Here is a 17,207-nt window from a genome sequence, read left to right on the forward strand (position 1 = left end):
CTCAGTCGATCGTGACGTAGTCGGGGCCGGAGTAGTGGCCGGAGATCATCTTCTGGCGCTGCAGCAGCACGTCGTTGAGCAGGCTCGACGCGCCAAACCGGAACAGGTGTGGTTGCAGCCACTCCTCGCCGGTGGTCTCGGCGACGGTGACGAGATACTTGATCGCGTCCTTCGACGAGCGGATGCCACCGGCCGGCTTCACACCGATCTTCTCGCCGGTGGCGCGGTGCCAATCGCGCACCGTCTCGAGCATGAGCAACGTGGTCGGCAGCGTCGCAGCCGGCTGCACCTTGCCCGTGGAGGTCTTGATGAAGTCGCCTCCGGCGAGGATCGACAGCCATGAGGCGCGCTTGATGTTGTCGTAGGTGTTCAGCTCGCCGGTCTCCATGATCACCTTCAGCGAGGCATAGCTGCCGTCCTCGCGGCGGCAGGCCTCCTTGACCCGGGCGATCTGGTCGAAGACCAGTCCGTAGCGGCCTTCCAGGAAGGCGCCGCGGTCGATCACCATGTCGATCTCATCGGCGCCGGCGGCGACAGCATCCGCCGTGTCGGCGAGTTTGATCTCCAGCGACGCGCGGCCCGACGGGAAGGCCGTGGCCACCGCGGCCACCGCGATGCGACCGTCGTCAGGGTCTCCGTGCAGGTCGCCGAGCGCGTCGACCGCATGGCCGACCATGTCGCCGTAGACGCAGACGGCTGCCACCAGCGGAGTACTCGGGTCTGCGGCATCCGGGTTCTTCGCCTTCGCAACCAGCGAGCGCACCTTGCCGGCCGTGTCGGCCCCTTCGAGTGTGGTCAGGTCGATCAACGAGATGATCTTGTCGAGTGCCCAGGCCTTCGACGTCGTCTTGATCGAACGCGTGCCGAGTGCGGCTGCGCGCTGTTCCAGGCCGACGGCGTCGACGCCGGGCAGGCCGTGCAGGAAGCGCCGCAGGGTCTGGTCGTCGGGTTCACCGCCGAGCACGTCGACCGCCGTTCGGCGGGCCAGTTCCGTGGTCGTCACATCTCCTCCAAGAGTTCAAGGGCAGTGGATTCATCGGTCACCAGAACGGAGCACAGTCCGTTGCTGACGACTGTACGCGCGATGTCGTGCTTCGAGGCGCCCGCGGTCACGAAGATCGCGCGTTCTGCGGCGCGCAGGCTGTCGAGGCCGATGCCGACGGTCCTGGCATCGAGTTGAGGGTCGACGATGTTCCCGTCGGCGTCGATGTACCGCCCGAGCACGTCGCCCACCGCGCCACGGCGCGAGAGTTCAGCGATGTCCTGCGCCGCGAGGTACCCGTTCTCGACGTGCGCAGATCCCGCGTCGCACGGGCCGGCTGTAAACAGCACGGTGTTCGCCCGGGCAGCACGGTCGAGGATCGCCGCGATCGTTCGGTCCGCTTCGATCGCCAGCTTCGTCTCGACGCGCTCGAGGATCGCGGGGCTGGGCAGCAGCACTGCCTGTCCGGCGCCGCGCTGGGCCATCGTGACGGCGACGGATGCCGCGCCGCCAGAGCGACGGTTCAAGCTCACGCCGCCGTTCGCCTGGACGACGGTGACGCCCGTCGCCCACCCCTGCGGAAGGGCGTCGGCGACGGCGGTGAGGGTGCGCCCCCAGCTGACGGCGATCTCGCGAGGTACCGGACGCAGAGCCATGATCAATTCCGCGGCCGCTGCCGCGACGTGGGAGAGCAGGGCGTCCGGATTGTCGACGGCGGGGACGACGACGGCATCCTTCAGCCCGAAACGCGCGACGAGCGCGCGTTCCACACCGAGTCGGCGCGCCCGCGGGTGCACGATCTCGATGCGGACGATGCCCTGTTCGCGCGCCTGCACAAGCAGACGCCCGACCTTCCAGCGCGAGATGCCCAGCAGAGCGCCGATCTCGTCCTGAGTCTTGTTCTCGTCGTACGACAGTTCCGCGACCCTGACCATCAGCAGTTCGTCATCCACGGGCATCCTCCTCTCGCCTCCAGCATAGGAGCTTGCCGACGAACGCGCATCGGCGTGCTCAGATGAGCACTCACATGCGGTTGTACTGCGCATTCGTTGCGCGCGACGCGCGGAACGCCGAAGCCCCCTCCGATCGATGATCGAAGGGGGCTTCAGTGTCAGGTCGCGTCAGCCGCGCTTGCGCGAGGTCAGCACCTGGTCGACGATGCCGTACTCGAGCGCCTCCTGAGCGGAGAGGATCTTGTCGCGGTCGATGTCCTTGTTGACCTGCTCGGTCGCCTTGCCGGTGTGCTTGGCCATGGTCTCTTCGAGCCACGTGCGCATCCGCAGGATCTCGGCCGCCTGGATCTCGATGTCGGATGCCTGACCGTGGCCGGCCTCACCCATGGCGGGCTGGTGCATCAGGACGCGCGCGTTGGGCAGGGCCAGACGCTTGCCGGGAGCACCCGCTGCGAGCAGCACGGAGGCCGCCGATGCCGCCTGGCCGAGGACGACGGTCTGGATGTGCGGCGCCACGTACTGCATGGTGTCGTAGATCGCGGTCATCGCCGTGAACGAGCCACCGGGCGAGTTGATGTACATCGTGATGTCGCGCTCGGCGTCCTGGCTCTCCAGAACCAGCAGCTGCGCCATGACGTCGTCGGCCGATGCGTCGTCGACCTGCACGCCGAGGAAGATCACGCGGTCTTCGAACAGCTTGTTGTAGGGGTCCTGACGCTTGAAGCCGTAGGCCGTGCGCTCTTCGAACTGCGGCAGCACGTAGCGGCTGGAGGGGAGGTTACCGGCGGCGCGGAAAGTGGGGGTGTACATAGGTGTCTTCCTGCCTTACTTGTCCGCGCCGGTGCCGCCGCCGCCGTGCACGTCGCTGGCGTGCTCGCGGATGTGGTCGACGAATCCGTACTCGAGGGCCTCATCGGCGGTGAACCAGCGGTCGCGGTCGCCGTCCTCGTTGATCTGCTCGACCGTCTTGCCGGTCTGCGATGCCGTGATCTCGGCGAGGCGACGCTTCATCGAGAGGATCAGCTGCGCCTGGGTCTGGATGTCGCTGGCCGTTCCGCCGAAGCCGCCGTGCGGCTGGTGCAGCAGCACGCGGGCGTTCGGGGTGATGTAGCGCTTGCCCTTGGTGCCGCTGGTCAGCAGGAGCTGTCCCATCGAGGCGGCCATGCCGATGCCGACGGTGACAATGTCGTTCGGCACGAACTGCATCGTGTCGTAGATCGCCATTCCCGCGGTGATCGAACCACCGGGCGAGTTGATGTAGAGGTAGATGTCCTTCTCGGGATCTTCGGCGGCGAGAAGGAGGATCTTGGCGCAGATCTCGTTCGCGTTCTCATCGCGCACCTCAGAGCCCAGCCAGATGATGCGATCCTTCAGCAGCCTGTCGAAGACGCTCGTCGCCATCAGAGGTTCAGCCATGTCAGCTCCTGTTTCCGTGTTTCGGTGATTCGAATCTACCGGCGCGCGGCAGCCTGCTCCCCCGTGTTCGCCGTCGGCATATCACCGGGGCGGGCGCAGCTCCTGCGCGTAGGCGGTCACCGAACGGCGATAGCGCGGCAGGTGCGGCGCGAGTGCTTGCAGCGCGACCGACGTCGCCGAGAGCGGATCGCCGGCGGATGCCAGTGACAGGGCGTAGAACGCGGCCACAGCGTCACTGAGCTCTCCCCCACGCCGACGCTCGGCGCGTAGCAGGTCGAGACTCTCGGCGACGCGACCCAGATTCCGCAGAGTACTCGCGAGCTGAATCACCGCCTGCACGCGCAGTTCCTCGGCAAGCCCCAGTTCCAGGGCACGTCGGTACAGCGGTTCGGCTTCGCCCTCGCGTCCCGCCGAGTCGCGCGCGCCGGCGCGCTCGAATGCTGCGCGCGCACCGTCGCCGCAAAGGGCCGCTAGCGCGTCGATAGCGACGATGCGCTCGTCGTCCGACAGGGACTCATCGTCCCAGACCGCATCGAATCGGGTATCCAGGTCTGTCATGTCATCCTCCGCAGACGCAGAAGGGGCGGATGCCGCAGCATCCGCCCCTATCCGCGCTCTGGTTACTCGGCCTTGTCGGCGTCGTCCTTCGCAGCGGCCTTCTTCTTGGCCGGAGCCTTCTTCTTGGGCTTCTCCTCAGCCGGAGCCTCCTCAACGGGGGCTTCCTCGGCCGGGGCCTCGTCAGCGGCCTCGTCCTCGGCGTCACCGATGAACGCCGACAGGTCGACGGCGGTGCCGTTGCTGTCGACGATCTTGACCTTGCCGAGGGTTGCGGCCAGCGCCTTGTTGCGCGCGACCTCGCCGACCAGCGACTGCAGCTGGCCAGCGCCCTGCAGCGCCTCGACGAACTCCTGCGGAGCCATGCCGTACTGAGCGGCCGACTGGATCAGGTACTGGCTGAGCTCTTCCTGCGAGACCTGCACGTTGGCGCTCTCGGCGATCGTGTCAAGCAGCACCTGGGTGCGGAACTGCTTCTCGCTGGCCTCGGTGACCTCGGCGCGGTGCTCGTCGTCTTCCAGGCGGTTCTCGGACTCGAGGTGGTTGTGCACCTCGTCCTCGATCAGCTGGGCCGGAACGGGGATCTCGATCTGCTCGAGCAGCGTCTCGATCAGCTGGTCGCGCGCAGCGGCACCCTGGCTGAAGACGCCCTGCTCAGCGACGCGCTCGGCGAGGCTGTCGCGCAGCTCGGCGATCGTATCGAACTCCGAAGCCATCTGCGCGAAGTCGTCGTCTGCCTCGGGCAGCTCGCGCTCCTTGACCGCCTTGAGCGTCACGGCGACCTCGGCCTCTTCACCCGCGTGGTCGCCACCGACCAGCGTCGAGCGGAAAGTGGTCTCTTCACCGGCAGTGAGCGACTCGAGCGCCTCGTCGATGCCCTCGAGCAGCTGGCCCGAGCCGATCTCGTACGACACGCCGTCGGCGCGGTCGATCTCGGTGCCGTCGATGTTCGCGACCAGGTCAAGGTCGACGAAGTCGCCCTTGGCGGCCGGACGGTCGACGGGGATCAGGGTGCCGAAGCGGGCACGCAGCTCGTCGAGCTCAGCGTCGACGCCGGCGGCGTCGGCTTCGACGGCGTCGACCGTGATCGTGATGTCCTCGAGGCTGGGCAGCTCGACCTCGGGACGAACATCGACCTCGATGTCGACCAGCAGGTCGCCCGAGAAGTCCTTCTCGTTCGGCCACTGCGTGATGTCAGCGGCGGGGCGTCCGACCATGCGCACGCCGTGCTCGGCAGCGGCTTCACGGAAGAAGCCGTCCAGTGCCTCGTTGACGGCGTGCTCGATGACCGCACCGCGACCGACGCGCTGATCGATGATCGGCGCAGGAACCTTGCCCTTGCGGAAGCCGGGGATCTGCACGTCCTGAGCGATGTGCTCGTACGCGTGCGCGATGCTGGGCTTGAGGTCCTCGGGGGTGACCGTGATGGTGAGCTTGACCCGGGTCGGGGAAAGCTTCTCGACGGTGCTGTTGGCCATGCTGGGGTATCTCCTTGTGGTTTCCGCACGAACGGCGCGGTCGTGAAGTCTGGGCCGTGGTCGGGGCGACAGGATTTGAACCTGCGACCTCCCGCTCCCAAAGCGGGCGCTCTACCAAGCTGAGCTACGCCCCGGCTTGACCCGCGCGCGGGATCGGCCTCAATGAGTCTAACGGACGGGAGCACTCCAACTGTCCGCTATGCTTGACGAGGCGCACCGCACAGCGGGGCCCACCGGAGGCATCAAGCCCCCGACAGCGGGGATGTAGCTTAATGGTAAAGCCTTAGTCTTCCAAACTAATGACGCGGGTTCGATTCCCGTCATCCCCTCCATTTCGATCAGAGTGATCCTCACGGATCATCTCGATCACAACGAGTAAGGGCCCCCACCTCGCGGTGGGGGCCCTTACTCGTTGTTCTGGGACTGCGGGGGCCGCGGCTCAACGGCCGCCGCGACGCTCCCTCAGCTGCGTGAGCGCATCTTCGAGAAGCTGTTCAGCTTCCTCGTCGGTGCGACGCTCCTTCACGTAGGCGAGGTGCGTCTTGAACGGCTCGGTCTTCGACAGGGCCGGCGGGTTGCTCTTGTCCCGCCCCGCGGGCAGGCCGCTCTGCGGGTGATCGATCGTGTCAGGGATCTCCTCGTCGGGCAGACCGGCGGCGAAGTACCGGACGGTCTCGTTGCCCAATCCGTCCCAGTACGACACGGCGATGCGGTCGGCGTGGTAGCCGTGATCCTGCTCGCCCATCGGGCCCGAGCCGACCCGCGTACCGCGAATCGCGTTTCCTCCGGTGGACATCAGATCACCTGCAGTTTCGTGATGAGCCCGAGGGCGACGATCGAGACGAACCACACCAGCGCCAACACGACGGTGAAGCGGTTCAGGTTGCGCTCGGCGAGACCCGACGACCCGACGGCCGCCGACATACCTCCACCGAACATGTCGGACAAGCCGCCACCGCGACCCTTGTGAAGAAGGATGAGGAGCGTCAGCAGAACGCTGGTGATGCCCATCAGCACTTGCAGTACGAACTCGAGTACCTGCACGAAGAAGCCTTTCACGGGGGCCGGTCGACCCACCTAGCCGTCAATTATAGGACGGGGCGCTCACGCGCCCCGTCCACGTCACACGCCGACGTGCTTCTCGAACCGCACGATCGCCGCGAACTCGTCCACGACGAGGCTCGCGCCACCCACCAGGGCACCATCGACGTCGGGCTCGCGCAGGAAGCTCGCGATGTTGCCCGACTTGACCGATCCGCCATACAGCACGCGGGTGCGTGTCGCAGCGTCCTCGTCGAGCACGCGGCCGATCACGCCACGTAGCGCGGCGCAGACCTCTTGAGCCTGCGCGGGCGTCGCAGCCTGGCCCGATCCAATCGCCCAGACCGGCTCGTACGCCACGACGATGTCGCTCGACGCGGGGATGCCCTCGAGAGCCTTCTCGAGCTGCCCGGCGGGCACAGCACTGGCACCGAACCGTTCCAGATCCTCGGCGGTCTCGCCGACGCAGATCACCGGAACCAAGCCGTGCTTGATCGCGGCCTTCACCTTGGCGGCGACGATCTCGTCGCTCTCATCGTGGTACTCGCGGCGCTCGGAGTGACCGATGATCACGTAGCCGACATTGAGCTTCGACAGGAACGCGCCGGAGATCTCACCGGTGTACGCGCCGGAGTCATGGGCTGAGAGGTCCTGCGCACCCAGACCGAACGGGATCTTGTCGGCGTCGATCAGCGTCTGCACGCTGCGGATATCGGTGAACGGCGGGAAGATGGCTACCTCGACCGTGTCACCCTCGTGTCCGGCATCCTTCAGCGTCCAGTGCAGCTTCTGCACCGTCGCGACCGCCTGAAGGTGGTCGAGGTTCATCTTCCAATTGCCCGCGATCAGCGGGGTGCGCTTGCGGTTCTGCGTCATCGTGCTTGCCATCCGAGTACCTCCAGGCCTGGGAGCTTCTTGCCCTCGAGGAACTCGAGGCTGGCGCCTCCGCCCGTCGAGATGTGTCCGAACTGTGAATCTGCGAAGCCGAGCTGGCGCACGGCAGCCGCCGAATCACCACCGCCGACGACACCGAGACCGTCGACCTCGGTGAGCGCTTCCGCGACCGCCTTCGTGCCCGCGGCGAAGGCCGGGAACTCGAACACGCCCATCGGACCGTTCCAGAACACGGTCTTCGACGCCCGGACAGCGGCGGCGAACGCCGCCGCCGTCTCGGGGCCGATGTCGAGGCCGATACCCGCTGCGCCGAACGAGCTCTGCTCGATGGCATCCGCAGCGACGATCTCGTGAGCGGCATCAGCCGCGAACCCCGACGCCACGACGACGTCGGTGGGCAGCACGAGTTCGACGCCGCGTTCCGCGGCCTCGGCGATGTATGCGCGCACCGTGTCGAGCTGGTCGCTCTCGAGCAGGCTCGATGCCACGGCATGCCCCTGAGCGGCGAGGAAGGTGAACAGCATCCCCCCGCCGATCAGCAGTCGATCCACCCGCGGGAGCAGGTGCGAGATGACCCCGAGCTTGTCGCTGACCTTCGAGCCGCCCAGCACGACCGTGTAGGGCCGCTCGGGGGTCTCGGTGAGGCGGTCGAGCACATCGAGCTCAGCCGCGATCAACAGCCCCGCCGCCGAGGGCAGCAGCTCGGCCAGGTCGTAGACGCTGGCCTGCTTGCGGTGCACGACGCCGAAGCCGTCCGAGACCATCGCATCACCCAGCGATGCGAGCTCCGTCGCGAAGCCGCGACGCGTCTCTTCGTCCTTGGCCGTCTCCCCCGCGTTGAACCGCAGGTTCTCCAGCACGACGACCGAACCGTTCTGCAGCTCCGCGACTGCCTGCTGTGCCGCAGGTCCGACGGTGTCGGTGGCGAACGCGACCGACGCGTCGAGCAGCTCGCCCAGTCGCTCTGCGACGGGGGCCAGGCTGTACTGCGGGTCGGGTGCTCCGGCGGGACGCCCGAGGTGCGAGCACACGATCACACGTGCTCCCGCTTCGATGAGCGTCTTCAGCGTCGGGAGGGAGGCGCGGACGCGACCGTCATCGGTGATCTCTCCGTCCCGCAGGGGAACGTTGAGATCGCAGCGGACGATGACGCGTCGGCCCTCCAGCGGGCCCAGCGAGTCGAGGGTGCGCAGGGTCATCGGATTCAGAGACGCTCTGCGACGTACTCGGTGAGGTCGACCAGACGGTTCGAGTAGCCCCACTCGTTGTCGTACCAGCTCGAGACCTTGACGAGGTTGCCACTGACGTTGGTCAGCTCGGCGTCGAAGATCGACGAGTGCGGGTTCAGCTGGATGTCGCTGGAGACGATCGGGTCCTCGGTGTACTGCAGGATGCCTTCGAGGCGTCCGTCGGCAGCGGCCTCGCGGTACGCGGCGTTGATCTCTTCGACGGTGAGGTCGTCACGATCGGAGACGATCGTGAGGTCGACGATCGAGCCCGTGGGCACGGGCACGCGGTAGGACGAGCCGCTCAGCTTGCCGTTGAGCTCGGGCAGAACCAGGCCGATGGCCTTGGCTGCGCCGGTCGATGCCGGAACGATGTTGACGGCGGCAGCGCGGGCGCGACGCAGGTCGCTGTGCGGGCCGTCCTGCAGGTTCTGGTCGGCGGTGTACGCGTGGGCGGTCATCATGAAGCCGCGCTGGATGCCGAACTTGTCGTTGAAGACCTTCGCCAGCGGGGCGAGGCAGTTCGTGGTGCACGAAGCGTTCGAAATGATGTTGTGCGCGGCCGGGTCGTACGAGTCCTCGTTCACACCCACGACGAACGTGCCGTCGACATCGGTACCCGGTGCCGAGATGATGACCTTCTTCGCACCGCCGGCAATGTGCTTGCCCGCGTCGGCTGCCTTGGTGAAGCGACCGGTCGACTCGATGACGATGTCGACGCCGAGCTCGCCCCAGGGGAGGTTGGCGGGGTCGCGCTCTTCGAAGACCTTGATGGCCTTGCCACCGACGGTGATGACGTCACCCTCGTGCGAGACCTCGACGCCCAGGGGGCCGCCGACCGAGTCGTACTTCAGCAGGTGCGCGAGCGCGGCGTTGTCGGTGAGGTCGTTGACCGCGACGATCTCGATGTCCGCGTTCTGTGCGAGCGCTGCGCGGAGGAAGTTTCTTCCAATACGACCGAAGCCGTTGATACCGATCTTGACAGACACGAAAGTCTCCTGGTTCTTAATCAAGGAAATGCGAGAATCTCGCCGATAACGCGGACAACGGCGTCCTGATGGGCTTTTCGCCCATCAGGACGCCCATGTTTTACGACAGTACCAGCAGTCCGGAGGTCTTCTCACGCGCTGTTTCAAAGCGCTGCGCAACGTTCTGCCAGTTCGCGATGTTCCACGCGGCCTTGATGTAGTCGGCCTTGACGTTCAGGTAGTCCAGGTAGAAGGCGTGCTCCCACATGTCGAGCTGGAACAGCGGGACCGTACCCTGAGCGGTGTTGGCCTGCTGGTCGAACAGCTGCTGGATGATCAGGCGGGCACCGATCGGGTCCCAGCTGAGCACGGCCCAGCCCGACCCCTGGATGCCGGCTGCTGCCGCTGCGAAGTGCGCCTGGAACTTCTCGAACGAGCCGAAGAACTCGTCGATGGCTGCCTTCAGCTCACCCTCGGGCTGCCCGCCGCCCTCGGGCGAGAGGTTGGTCCAGAAGATCGAGTGGTTGACGTGGCCACCGAGGTTGAAGGCCAGGTCCTTCTCGAGCTTGTTGACGTTCGCGAGGTTGCCGCTCTCGCGTGCCTCGGCGAGGCCTTCGAGCGCCGCGTTCGCACCTGCGACGTAGGCCGCGTGGTGCTTGTCGTGGTGCAGCTCCATGATCTTGCCGCTGATGTGCGGTTCGAGGGCCGCGAAGTCGTAGGGGAGGTCGGGAAGCGTGTAGATCGCCATGTCGATTTCATCCAATCCGCGCCGCGCCGCGGCGCTTACCGATTACCTGCGATGCCGAAGTGCGCCGCAGGGGCGGACGTCTCTCATCCTACTGACGGCAACAGCGTCCCAGGCCGGTTCCTTCCCGTTGCCCGAGCGGGAGTCAGTCGTCGATGCCGACGGGAACGGCGGCCTCGGTACCGGGGATGCCCTCCTGCTGGGCGCGCTTGTCGGCCATTGCGAGCAGGCGTCGGATCCGACCGGCGACCGCGTCCTTCGTGAGGGGCGGTTCGGCGTGGTGGCCGAGCTCGTCGAGGCTCGCATCCCGGTGCGCCAGGCGCAGGTTGCCCGCCATGCGCAGATGATCGGGAACCTCGTCGCCGAGGATCTGCAGCGCACGCTCGACGCGTGCGCATGCGGCGACGGCAGCCTGCGCCGAGCGGCGCAGGTTGGCGTCATCGAAGTTGACCAGGCGGTTCACACCGGCGCGCACCTCGCGGCGCTGACGCATCTCTTCCCAGGAGACGGCGGTGCGGCGCGCACCCATGACGGTGAGGATCTTCTGGATGGACTCCCCCTCGCGCACGACAACGCGCGGAAGGCCGCGCACCTCGCGGGCCTTGGCGGCGATGCCCAGCCGATGTGCGGCACCGACCAGAGCCATGGCGGCCTCGCCCGAGGGGCAGGAGAACTCCAGCATCGCCGAACGGCCCGGCTCGCTGAGCGTTCCCGCGGCGAGGAAGGCGCCGCGCAGGATGCCCCCGAGCTCTTCCGGCGATCCCGTGGTGAGGCGATTGGGAAGGCCGCGCACCGGTCGGCGTCGCGCGTCGAGCAGACCGGTCTGGCGCGCCAGCGTCTCCCCCGCGCCGATCACACGCACGGCCCAGCGCGCACCGTCACCGCCCGAGGAGCTCGCCTTGACCTGCGCAACCTCCGGACGCACGCCGTAGATCTCGGCAAGGTCGCGGGTGACGCGCTTGGCCAACGTCTCAGCATCCACTTCCGCCTCGACAGCGACGCGACCTGCGATCGAGTGCAGCCCACCGGCGAAGCGCAGAATGGTTGTCACCTCCGCGACGCGCACCGTCGGGGGTGCATTGCGGATGCTGACAAGCTCAGCCTTGACGTCGGTGGTGAGGGCCACGGGACTCCTTAACGATCCAATGCGTCGGATCGCCGACGCAAAGGACAAGCTTACAAGGCCGCGCGTCCGAACACTGTGCGACCTTCAGCCGGAGACTCGCTACTCCCGACCAAGATCGCGGTGTCGCACGTTCACGGCGACGCCAGGCGTATCCGCGAGCCGACGTGCGAGTTCCTCGGCCATCGCCACGGACCGGTGCTTTCCGCCCGTGCAGCCGATCGCGATCGTCGAATGGCTCTTGTTCTCACGCTGGTACCCCTCGAGCACCGGCCGGAGCGTCTGCGTATAGGCGTCGAGGAACTCCGCGGCGCCCGGCCGGGACAGCACGTAGTCGCGCACGTCGGCGTCCTTGCCCGTGAACGCGCGCAATTCCTCCTGCCAGAAGGGATTGGGCAGAAAACGCATGTCGGCGACATGGTCGACGTCGGTGGGCAGTCCGTACTTGAACCCGAAGCTCAGCAGGGTGACGCGGTGGCGCGCAGCGCCCTCCTCCGAGAACATCTCCGAGACCTGGGTGGCGAGCTGGTGGATGTTGAGCGCCGAGGTATCGATCAGCAGGTCGGCCGACTCACGGATGGGCGCGAGTCGTGCACGCTCAGCGCGGATGCCATCGAGCAGCGTGCCGTCGCTCTGCAACGGGTGCGGGCGACGCACCGACTCGAATCGGCGCACCAGGACGTCGTCGGACGCATCCAGGTACAGCACCTTCACGCTGCCGCGCCCCCGCAGAGCACGAGCGACGTCGGGGAAATCATCGAAGAGGCCAGGACCCCGCACGTCCACGACAGCGGCGATCTTGGGCAGGTTCCCCGCACCCATGTCTGTGAGCTCGAGCAAGGGCCGCAGGATCTGCGGCGGGAGGTTGTCCACGACGTACCAGCCGAGATCCTCTAGTGCGTTGGCTGCGGTCGTGCGCCCCGCACCGGACATGCCGGTGACGATGAGGAACTCGCCCTCCTGCTGGGGCTGGTCGGCTGGTTCGGCCATCATGCTCCGGTTTCCTTATCGCTGGATTCCAGCCTATCCACTCCGGCGCCGGCTTCGCCGCCGAGGTGTGCGTGGATGGCTGCCGCGAGCGAAGGCCCGAGCCCCGACACCTCCTGGATCTGCTCGGGTGCGGCCCCCTTCAGCTTCGCGACCGATCCGAAGTGAGTGAGCAGCGCCTTGATCCGCGCCGCACCGAGACCGGGGACCTCGCTCAGCACCGATTGGATGTCGCGCCGGCGCCGACGCCGCTGGTGCGTGATCGCGAATCGATGCGCCTCGTCACGCAACCGTTGGATCAGGTACAGCGCCTCGCTCGTGCGCGGCAGGATGACCGGGAAGTCATCGTCGGGGATCCAGATCTCCTCCAGACGCTTGGCGATGCCGCACACCGCGATCTCGGCGCGCCCGCTGTCGCGCAGTGCGCGCGCCGCGGCCTGCACCTGTGGCTTGCCGCCGTCCACGACGAGCAGCTGCGGCCGGTAGGCGAAGCGCGGTTTGGGGCGTTCCCCGGCGGCCGGCGGATCGTCTATGCCTGCGTCGTCGGCCGGAGCACCGTTCTCGACGCGGGCCAGGCGCCGCATGAGCACCTGGTACATCGAATCCGTGTCGTCGGTGGTCTCAGCGATGTTGAACGACCGGTACTGGTCCTTGCGCGGCAACCCGTCCTCGAAGACCACCATCGAGGCGACGACGTTGGTTCCGCCCAGATGCGAGATGTCGAAGCACTCGATGCGCAGCGGCGCCTCGTCCATGCCGAGCGCTTCCTGCAAGTCGGTGAGCGCCTGCGTGCGCGCGACATAATCGCTGGTGCGGCGCGTCTTGTGGCGCAACAGCGCCTGCTGGGCGTTGAGCGTTGCGGTACGCATGAGATCGGCTCGCTGTCCTCGCCGGGCAACTGCCAACTCCACCCGACGACCGCGCCGCTGACGCAGCCACTGCTCGAGCTCAGCGGCATCGTCGGGCAGCTCCGGGACGAGAACACGACGCGGGATGTCGCTCGACTCGCCGTAGACCCGTTGCAGCACCTGGTCGACCAGTTCGCCTCCGCCGATGTCGAGTTCCTTGTCGACCGTGAGCGAATGCACGCCACGCACGCGTCCGCCGCGGATGACGAAGTGATGCACGGCCGCCGAGAGCTCGTCCTCGGCGATGCCGAGCAGATCAGCGTCCTCATCGCTGGGCAGCACCAGCGCGCTCTTGCTGAGTACAGCCTCGATGGCCGAGAGCTTGTCGCGGTACTTCGCGGCCGCCTCGTAGTCCATCGCGGCCGAGGCCGCCAGCATCCGCTTGGTCAGATCGCGCGTGAAGCGCTCGTCACCACCCGCCATGAAGGCGACGAAGTCGTCGACCATGGCGCGGTGCTCGTCGATCGTCACCGTCATCGAGCAGGGGCCGCCGCACTTGCCGATCTGCCCGGGAAAGCACGGGCGGCCGGTCTGCATCGCGCGCCGGTAGCTCGCATCGCTGCACGTACGGATCGGGAACACCTTGACCATCAGATCGATGGTCTCGTGCACCGCCCACACCTTCGGGTAGGGGCCGAAGTAGCGAGCCCCGGGGATGCGCCGGTTGCGCGTGACCATCACGCGCGGCGCCTCATCGGCGAGCGTCACCGCCATGAACGGGTACGACTTGTCATCCCGGTACCGCACGTTGAACGGCGGATCGAACTCTTTGATCCACATGTACTCCAGCTGCAGCGAGTCGACGTCGGTGGCGACGACCGTCCACTCGACCGATGCGGCCGTCGTCACCATCCGCCGAGTGCGCTCATGCAACGTGTGCAGCGGCGCGAAGTAGTTCGACAGGCGCTGGCGCAGGTTCTTCGCCTTACCGACGTAGAGCACACGCCCCTCCGCATCGCGGAATCGGTAGACCCCGGGATCGGTCGGGATCTCGCCCGCCCGCGGCTTGTAGGGCAGGACGTCGGCCATCAGCCCGCCTTGCGCACGCCGGATCCGCTCGCCCCCGGGGTGAGGATCTCGGCGAGGAACTGGCCGGTGTGGCTCTCGTCGACGCGCGCGACCTGTTCAGGGGTTCCGGTGGCGATGATCTGGCCGCCACCCGAGCCGCCCTCCGGCCCGAGGTCGATCACCCAGTCAGCCGACTTGATGACATCGAGATTGTGCTCGATCACGATCACGGTATTGCCCTTGTCGACCAGCCCACCCAACACCTCGAGCAACTTGCGCACGTCTTCGAAGTGCAGACCGGTGGTCGGCTCATCGAGCACGTAGATGCTGCGGCCGTTGCTGCGTCGCTGAAGCTCGGTGGCGAGCTTGACGCGCTGCGCCTCGCCGCCGGACAGGGTCGTTGCCGCCTGCCCGAGCCGCACGTACCCGAGACCGACATCGACGAGCGTCTTCATGTAGCGGTGGATCGCCTGGATCGGCTCGAAGAACTCGGCCGCCTCAGCGATCGGCATCTCGAGCACCTCGGCGATGTTCTTGCCCTTGTAGTGAACGGCCAACGTGTCGCGGTTGTAGCGCTTGCCGTGGCACACCTCGCAGTCCACGTACACGTCGGGCAGGAAGTTCATCTCGATCTTGATCGTGCCGTCACCCGAGCAGGCATCGCAGCGCCCACCCTTGACATTGAAGCTGAACCTGCCGGGCAGGTATCCGCGCACCTTGGCCTCGGGGGTCTCGCTGAACAGCGTGCGGATGCGGTCGAACACGCCGGTGTAAGTCGCCGGGTTCGATCGCGGAGTGCGTCCGATCGGTGCTTGATCGACGTGCACGACCTTGTCGAGGTTGTCGAGACCCGTGACCCGGGTGTGCTTGCCCGGTACGGTGCGCGCACCGTTCAGCCGTCCGGCAAGCACCTGGTAGAGGATGTCGTTGACCAGCGAGGACTTGCCCGACCCGCTCACACCGGTCACCGCCGTGAGCACGCCGAGCGGGAAGTCGGCCGTGACGTTCTTGAGGTTGTTCGCCCTCGCGCCGACGACACTCAGCATCCGCTTCTTGTCGATCTTGCGACGCTTTGCCGGCACGGCGATCTCGCGACGACCGGCGAGGTAGTCACCCGTCATCGACTCGCCCTCTTCGAGCAGCGACGAGTACGGGCCGGAGTGGACGACCGCTCCCCCGTTGACGCCGGCCCCTGGTCCGATGTCGACAACCCAGTCGGCGGCTTCGATCGTCTCTTCGTCGTGCTCGACGACGATCAGGGTGTTGCCCAGATCACGCAGTTTGAGGAGCGTCTCGATCAGTCGACGATTGTCGCGCTGATGCAGGCCGATCGAGGGCTCATCGAGCACGTAGAGCACGCCGGTGAGTCCGGAGCCGATCTGAGTGGCGAGGCGGATGCGCTGCGCTTCGCCACCCGACAGCGACCCGGCAGAGCGCCCGAGGTTGAGATACGCGAGACCCACCTGCAGCAGGAAATCCAATCGGAGTCGGATCTCACGCAGCACCTGCGCGGCGATCCTTGCCTCACGGCCGGTGAGCTCCAGGGTGTGCATGAACGTGCTGGCATCGGCCAGGCTCAGCGACGACACCTCGGCGATCGAGTGCCCGTGCACCTTGACTGCGAGCACCTCGGGCTTCAGACGCGCCCCGTCACAGACCGGGCACGGCACCTCGCGCAGGTACTCCCCCCACCGTGCGCGCTGCGTGTCGGACTCCGCCTGCATGTACTGCCGTTCGATGTACGGCACGACGCCTTCGAATCCTGAGGTGTACCGCATCTCACGGCCGTAGCGGTTCTTCCACTTGACGCTCACCTTGTAGTTGTCGCCGCGCAGCACGGCTTCGCGCACCTCGGAGTGCAGTTGGTTCCACGGGGTGTCGAGCGAGAAATCGAGGTCGGTAGCGAGTCCGTCGAGCAGACGCTCGTAATACTGGAACAGGCCCTTGCCCTGCGTCGTCCACGGCAGGATCACGCCCTCACGGATCGACAGCTCCTCGTCACCGAGCATCAGGTCGACGTCTACCGACATTCGGGTGCCGAGTCCGGTGCAGGCCGGGCAGGCACCGAACGGCGCGTTGAACGAGAACGTGCGCGGCTCGATCTCGGTCAGGGTGATCGGGTGCGCGTTCGGACAGGCCAGCTTCTCAGAGAAGGACTGCCACGCGGCATCGCCCTCCTCATCGACGAAGTTGATCCGCACGATACCGCCGGCCAGACCGAGCGCCGTCTCGACCGAGTCGGTGACCCGCCCCAGGATGTCGCCGGATGCCACCAGCCGGTCCACGACAACAGCGATGTCGTGCTTGTAGCTCTTCTTGAGCTTGGGCGGCTCGGCGAGCTGGATCAGTTCGCCGTCCACGATCGCGCGGGAGTACCCTTTGGCACCGAGCTCTTTGAAGAGGTCGACGAACTCCCCTTTCTTCTGCGTGACGACGGGCGCGACGATCTGGTAGCGCGTGCGCTCGGGCAACGCCATGAGCTGATCGGCGATCTGCTGCACCGTCTGCCGCTGGATGCGCTCCCCGCACTCGGGGCAGTGCGGGATGCCGATGCGCGCCCACAGCAGGCGCATGTAGTCGTGAATCTCGGTGATCGTGCCGACCGTCGAACGCGGGTTGCGGTTCGTCGACTTCTGGTCGATCGACAGCGCCGGGCTGAGCCCCTCGATGAAGTCGACGTCCGGGCGATCCACCTGACCGAGGAACTGACGCGCGTACGCGCTCAGCGACTCGACGTAGCGGCGCTGTCCCTCGGCGAAGATCGTGTCGAACGCAAGGCTCGACTTTCCGGAGCCGGACAGCCCGGTGAAGACGACGAGTGCGTCGCGCGGGATGTCGAGATCGACGTCCTTGAGGTTGTGCACGCGGGCACCGCGGACGCTGAGTTTCGTGGATGGGACGACAGGAACGATGGGCACCAGAC

15 protein-coding genes, 2 tRNA genes and 1 pseudogene are annotated in these 17,207 nt (G+C 66.7%); 1 reads left to right on the forward strand and 17 read right to left on the reverse strand.

The window, feature by feature from the left end:
• Position 1: 1 nt before the first annotated feature.
• The 7 genes and pseudogenes from deoC to ACLD0U_RS07510 form a co-directional block, all read right to left on the reverse strand.
• On the reverse strand, positions 2-1,003 hold the full coding sequence (gene deoC, locus ACLD0U_RS07480) for a deoxyribose-phosphate aldolase (protein WP_274367100.1): 1,002 nt from the start codon (positions 1,001-1,003) through the stop codon (positions 2-4).
• On the reverse strand, positions 1,000-1,941 hold the full coding sequence (locus ACLD0U_RS07485; protein WP_410340215.1) for a sugar-binding transcriptional regulator: 942 nt from the start codon (positions 1,939-1,941) through the stop codon (positions 1,000-1,002). Before ACLD0U_RS07485 ends, deoC begins: the two co-directional genes overlap by 4 nt.
• 162 nt (positions 1,942-2,103) lie before the next feature.
• Positions 2,104-2,745: an ATP-dependent Clp protease proteolytic subunit gene (locus ACLD0U_RS07490; RefSeq protein WP_179410575.1), complete on the reverse strand. Its 642-nt coding sequence runs from the start codon at positions 2,743-2,745 to the stop codon at positions 2,104-2,106.
• A 15-nt stretch (positions 2,746-2,760) separates the two neighbouring features.
• A pseudogene (locus ACLD0U_RS07495) lies at positions 2,761-3,363 on the reverse strand (ATP-dependent Clp protease proteolytic subunit); the annotation flags it as partial.
• 69 nt (positions 3,364-3,432) lie between these two features.
• A complete protein-coding gene (locus tag ACLD0U_RS07500; protein ID WP_410340216.1) occupies positions 3,433-3,909 on the reverse strand; it encodes a tetratricopeptide repeat protein in 477 nt (158 codons plus the stop codon).
• Between the two features lie 62 nt (positions 3,910-3,971).
• Positions 3,972-5,384 (reverse strand): trigger factor, encoded by a 1,413-nt coding sequence (gene tig, locus ACLD0U_RS07505; protein ID WP_410340217.1) that lies wholly within the window; start codon positions 5,382-5,384, stop codon positions 3,972-3,974.
• Between the two features lie 57 nt (positions 5,385-5,441).
• Positions 5,442-5,518, reverse strand: a tRNA-Pro gene (locus ACLD0U_RS07510).
• 124 nt (positions 5,519-5,642) lie between these two features.
• Here ACLD0U_RS07510 and ACLD0U_RS07515 point away from each other — a divergent pair.
• A tRNA-Gly gene (locus ACLD0U_RS07515) sits at positions 5,643-5,716 on the forward strand.
• Between the two features lie 107 nt (positions 5,717-5,823).
• On the opposite strand, the gene ACLD0U_RS07520 is transcribed toward ACLD0U_RS07515, so the two are convergent.
• The 10 genes from ACLD0U_RS07520 to uvrA all read right to left on the reverse strand — a co-directional run bounded on the left by ACLD0U_RS07520 (position 5,824) and on the right by uvrA (position 17,202).
• Positions 5,824-6,180, reverse strand: a complete 357-nt coding sequence (locus ACLD0U_RS07520) for an RNA polymerase-binding protein RbpA (RefSeq protein WP_179410571.1) — start codon at positions 6,178-6,180, stop codon at positions 5,824-5,826.
• Positions 6,180-6,428 (reverse strand): preprotein translocase subunit SecG, encoded by a 249-nt coding sequence (secG, locus tag ACLD0U_RS07525; RefSeq protein ID WP_179411819.1) that lies wholly within the window; start codon positions 6,426-6,428, stop codon positions 6,180-6,182. Before secG ends, ACLD0U_RS07520 begins: the two co-directional genes overlap by 1 nt.
• A gap of 78 nt (positions 6,429-6,506) precedes the next feature.
• Positions 6,507-7,313, reverse strand: coding sequence for a triose-phosphate isomerase (gene tpiA, locus ACLD0U_RS07530; protein WP_224817988.1), 807 nt, complete (start codon positions 7,311-7,313; stop codon positions 6,507-6,509).
• Positions 7,298-8,518 carry a phosphoglycerate kinase gene (locus ACLD0U_RS07535; RefSeq protein WP_179410570.1) on the reverse strand — a complete coding sequence of 407 codons (1,221 nt, stop codon included), beginning with the start codon at positions 8,516-8,518 and terminating at the stop codon, positions 7,298-7,300. Before ACLD0U_RS07535 ends, tpiA begins: the two co-directional genes overlap by 16 nt.
• A 5-nt stretch (positions 8,519-8,523) precedes the next feature.
• The gene (gap, locus tag ACLD0U_RS07540) at positions 8,524-9,534 is read right to left on the reverse strand and encodes a type I glyceraldehyde-3-phosphate dehydrogenase (protein ID WP_179410569.1); all 1,011 of its coding nucleotides are present in this window, start codon (positions 9,532-9,534) and stop codon (positions 8,524-8,526) included.
• Positions 9,535-9,634: 100 nt separating this feature from the next.
• Complete coding sequence (locus ACLD0U_RS07545; protein WP_179410568.1) at positions 9,635-10,261, reverse strand: superoxide dismutase; 627 nt, start codon at positions 10,259-10,261, stop codon at positions 9,635-9,637.
• A 142-nt stretch (positions 10,262-10,403) separates the two neighbouring features.
• The gene (whiA, locus tag ACLD0U_RS07550; protein WP_179410567.1) at positions 10,404-11,384 is read right to left on the reverse strand and encodes a DNA-binding protein WhiA; all 981 of its coding nucleotides are present in this window, start codon (positions 11,382-11,384) and stop codon (positions 10,404-10,406) included.
• A 99-nt stretch (positions 11,385-11,483) separates the two neighbouring features.
• Positions 11,484-12,371: an RNase adapter RapZ gene (rapZ, locus tag ACLD0U_RS07555; RefSeq protein WP_206551169.1), complete on the reverse strand. Its 888-nt coding sequence runs from the start codon at positions 12,369-12,371 to the stop codon at positions 11,484-11,486.
• Positions 12,371-14,305 carry an excinuclease ABC subunit UvrC gene (gene uvrC, locus ACLD0U_RS07560; protein WP_410340218.1) on the reverse strand — a complete coding sequence of 645 codons (1,935 nt, stop codon included), beginning with the start codon at positions 14,303-14,305 and terminating at the stop codon, positions 12,371-12,373. Before uvrC ends, rapZ begins: the two co-directional genes overlap by 1 nt.
• Complete coding sequence (uvrA, locus tag ACLD0U_RS07565) at positions 14,305-17,202, reverse strand: excinuclease ABC subunit UvrA (RefSeq protein WP_410340219.1); 2,898 nt, start codon at positions 17,200-17,202, stop codon at positions 14,305-14,307. Before uvrA ends, uvrC begins: the two co-directional genes overlap by 1 nt.
• Positions 17,203-17,207 lie beyond the last annotated feature (5 nt).

Source organism: Microbacterium sp. 2216-1 (genome assembly GCF_046507855.1).
Taxonomy (GTDB): domain Bacteria; phylum Actinomycetota; class Actinomycetes; order Actinomycetales; family Microbacteriaceae; genus Microbacterium; species Microbacterium esteraromaticum_C.

Excerpts from the sequence above, each read along its gene's own strand:
- ACLD0U_RS07485 (WP_410340215.1), bottom strand. The coding sequence starts at position 1,941 with ATGCCCGTGGATGACGAACTGCTGATGGTCAGGGTCGCGGAACTGTCG.
- ACLD0U_RS07490 (WP_179410575.1), bottom strand. The coding sequence starts at position 2,745 with ATGTACACCCCCACTTTCCGCGCCGCCGGTAACCTCCCCTCCAGCCGC.
- ACLD0U_RS07500 (WP_410340216.1), bottom strand. The coding sequence starts at position 3,909 with ATGACAGACCTGGATACCCGATTCGATGCGGTCTGGGACGATGAGTCC.
- tig (WP_410340217.1), bottom strand. The coding sequence starts at position 5,384 with ATGGCCAACAGCACCGTCGAGAAGCTTTCCCCGACCCGGGTCAAGCTC.
- ACLD0U_RS07520 (WP_179410571.1), bottom strand. The coding sequence starts at position 6,180 with ATGTCCACCGGAGGAAACGCGATTCGCGGTACGCGGGTCGGCTCGGGC.
- tpiA (WP_224817988.1), bottom strand. The coding sequence starts at position 7,313 with ATGGCAAGCACGATGACGCAGAACCGCAAGCGCACCCCGCTGATCGCG.
- ACLD0U_RS07535 (WP_179410570.1), bottom strand. The coding sequence starts at position 8,518 with ATGACCCTGCGCACCCTCGACTCGCTGGGCCCGCTGGAGGGCCGACGC.
- ACLD0U_RS07545 (WP_179410568.1), bottom strand. The coding sequence starts at position 10,261 with ATGGCGATCTACACGCTTCCCGACCTCCCCTACGACTTCGCGGCCCTC.
- rapZ (WP_206551169.1), bottom strand. The coding sequence starts at position 12,371 with ATGGCCGAACCAGCCGACCAGCCCCAGCAGGAGGGCGAGTTCCTCATC.
- uvrC (WP_410340218.1), bottom strand. The coding sequence starts at position 14,305 with ATGGCCGACGTCCTGCCCTACAAGCCGCGGGCGGGCGAGATCCCGACC.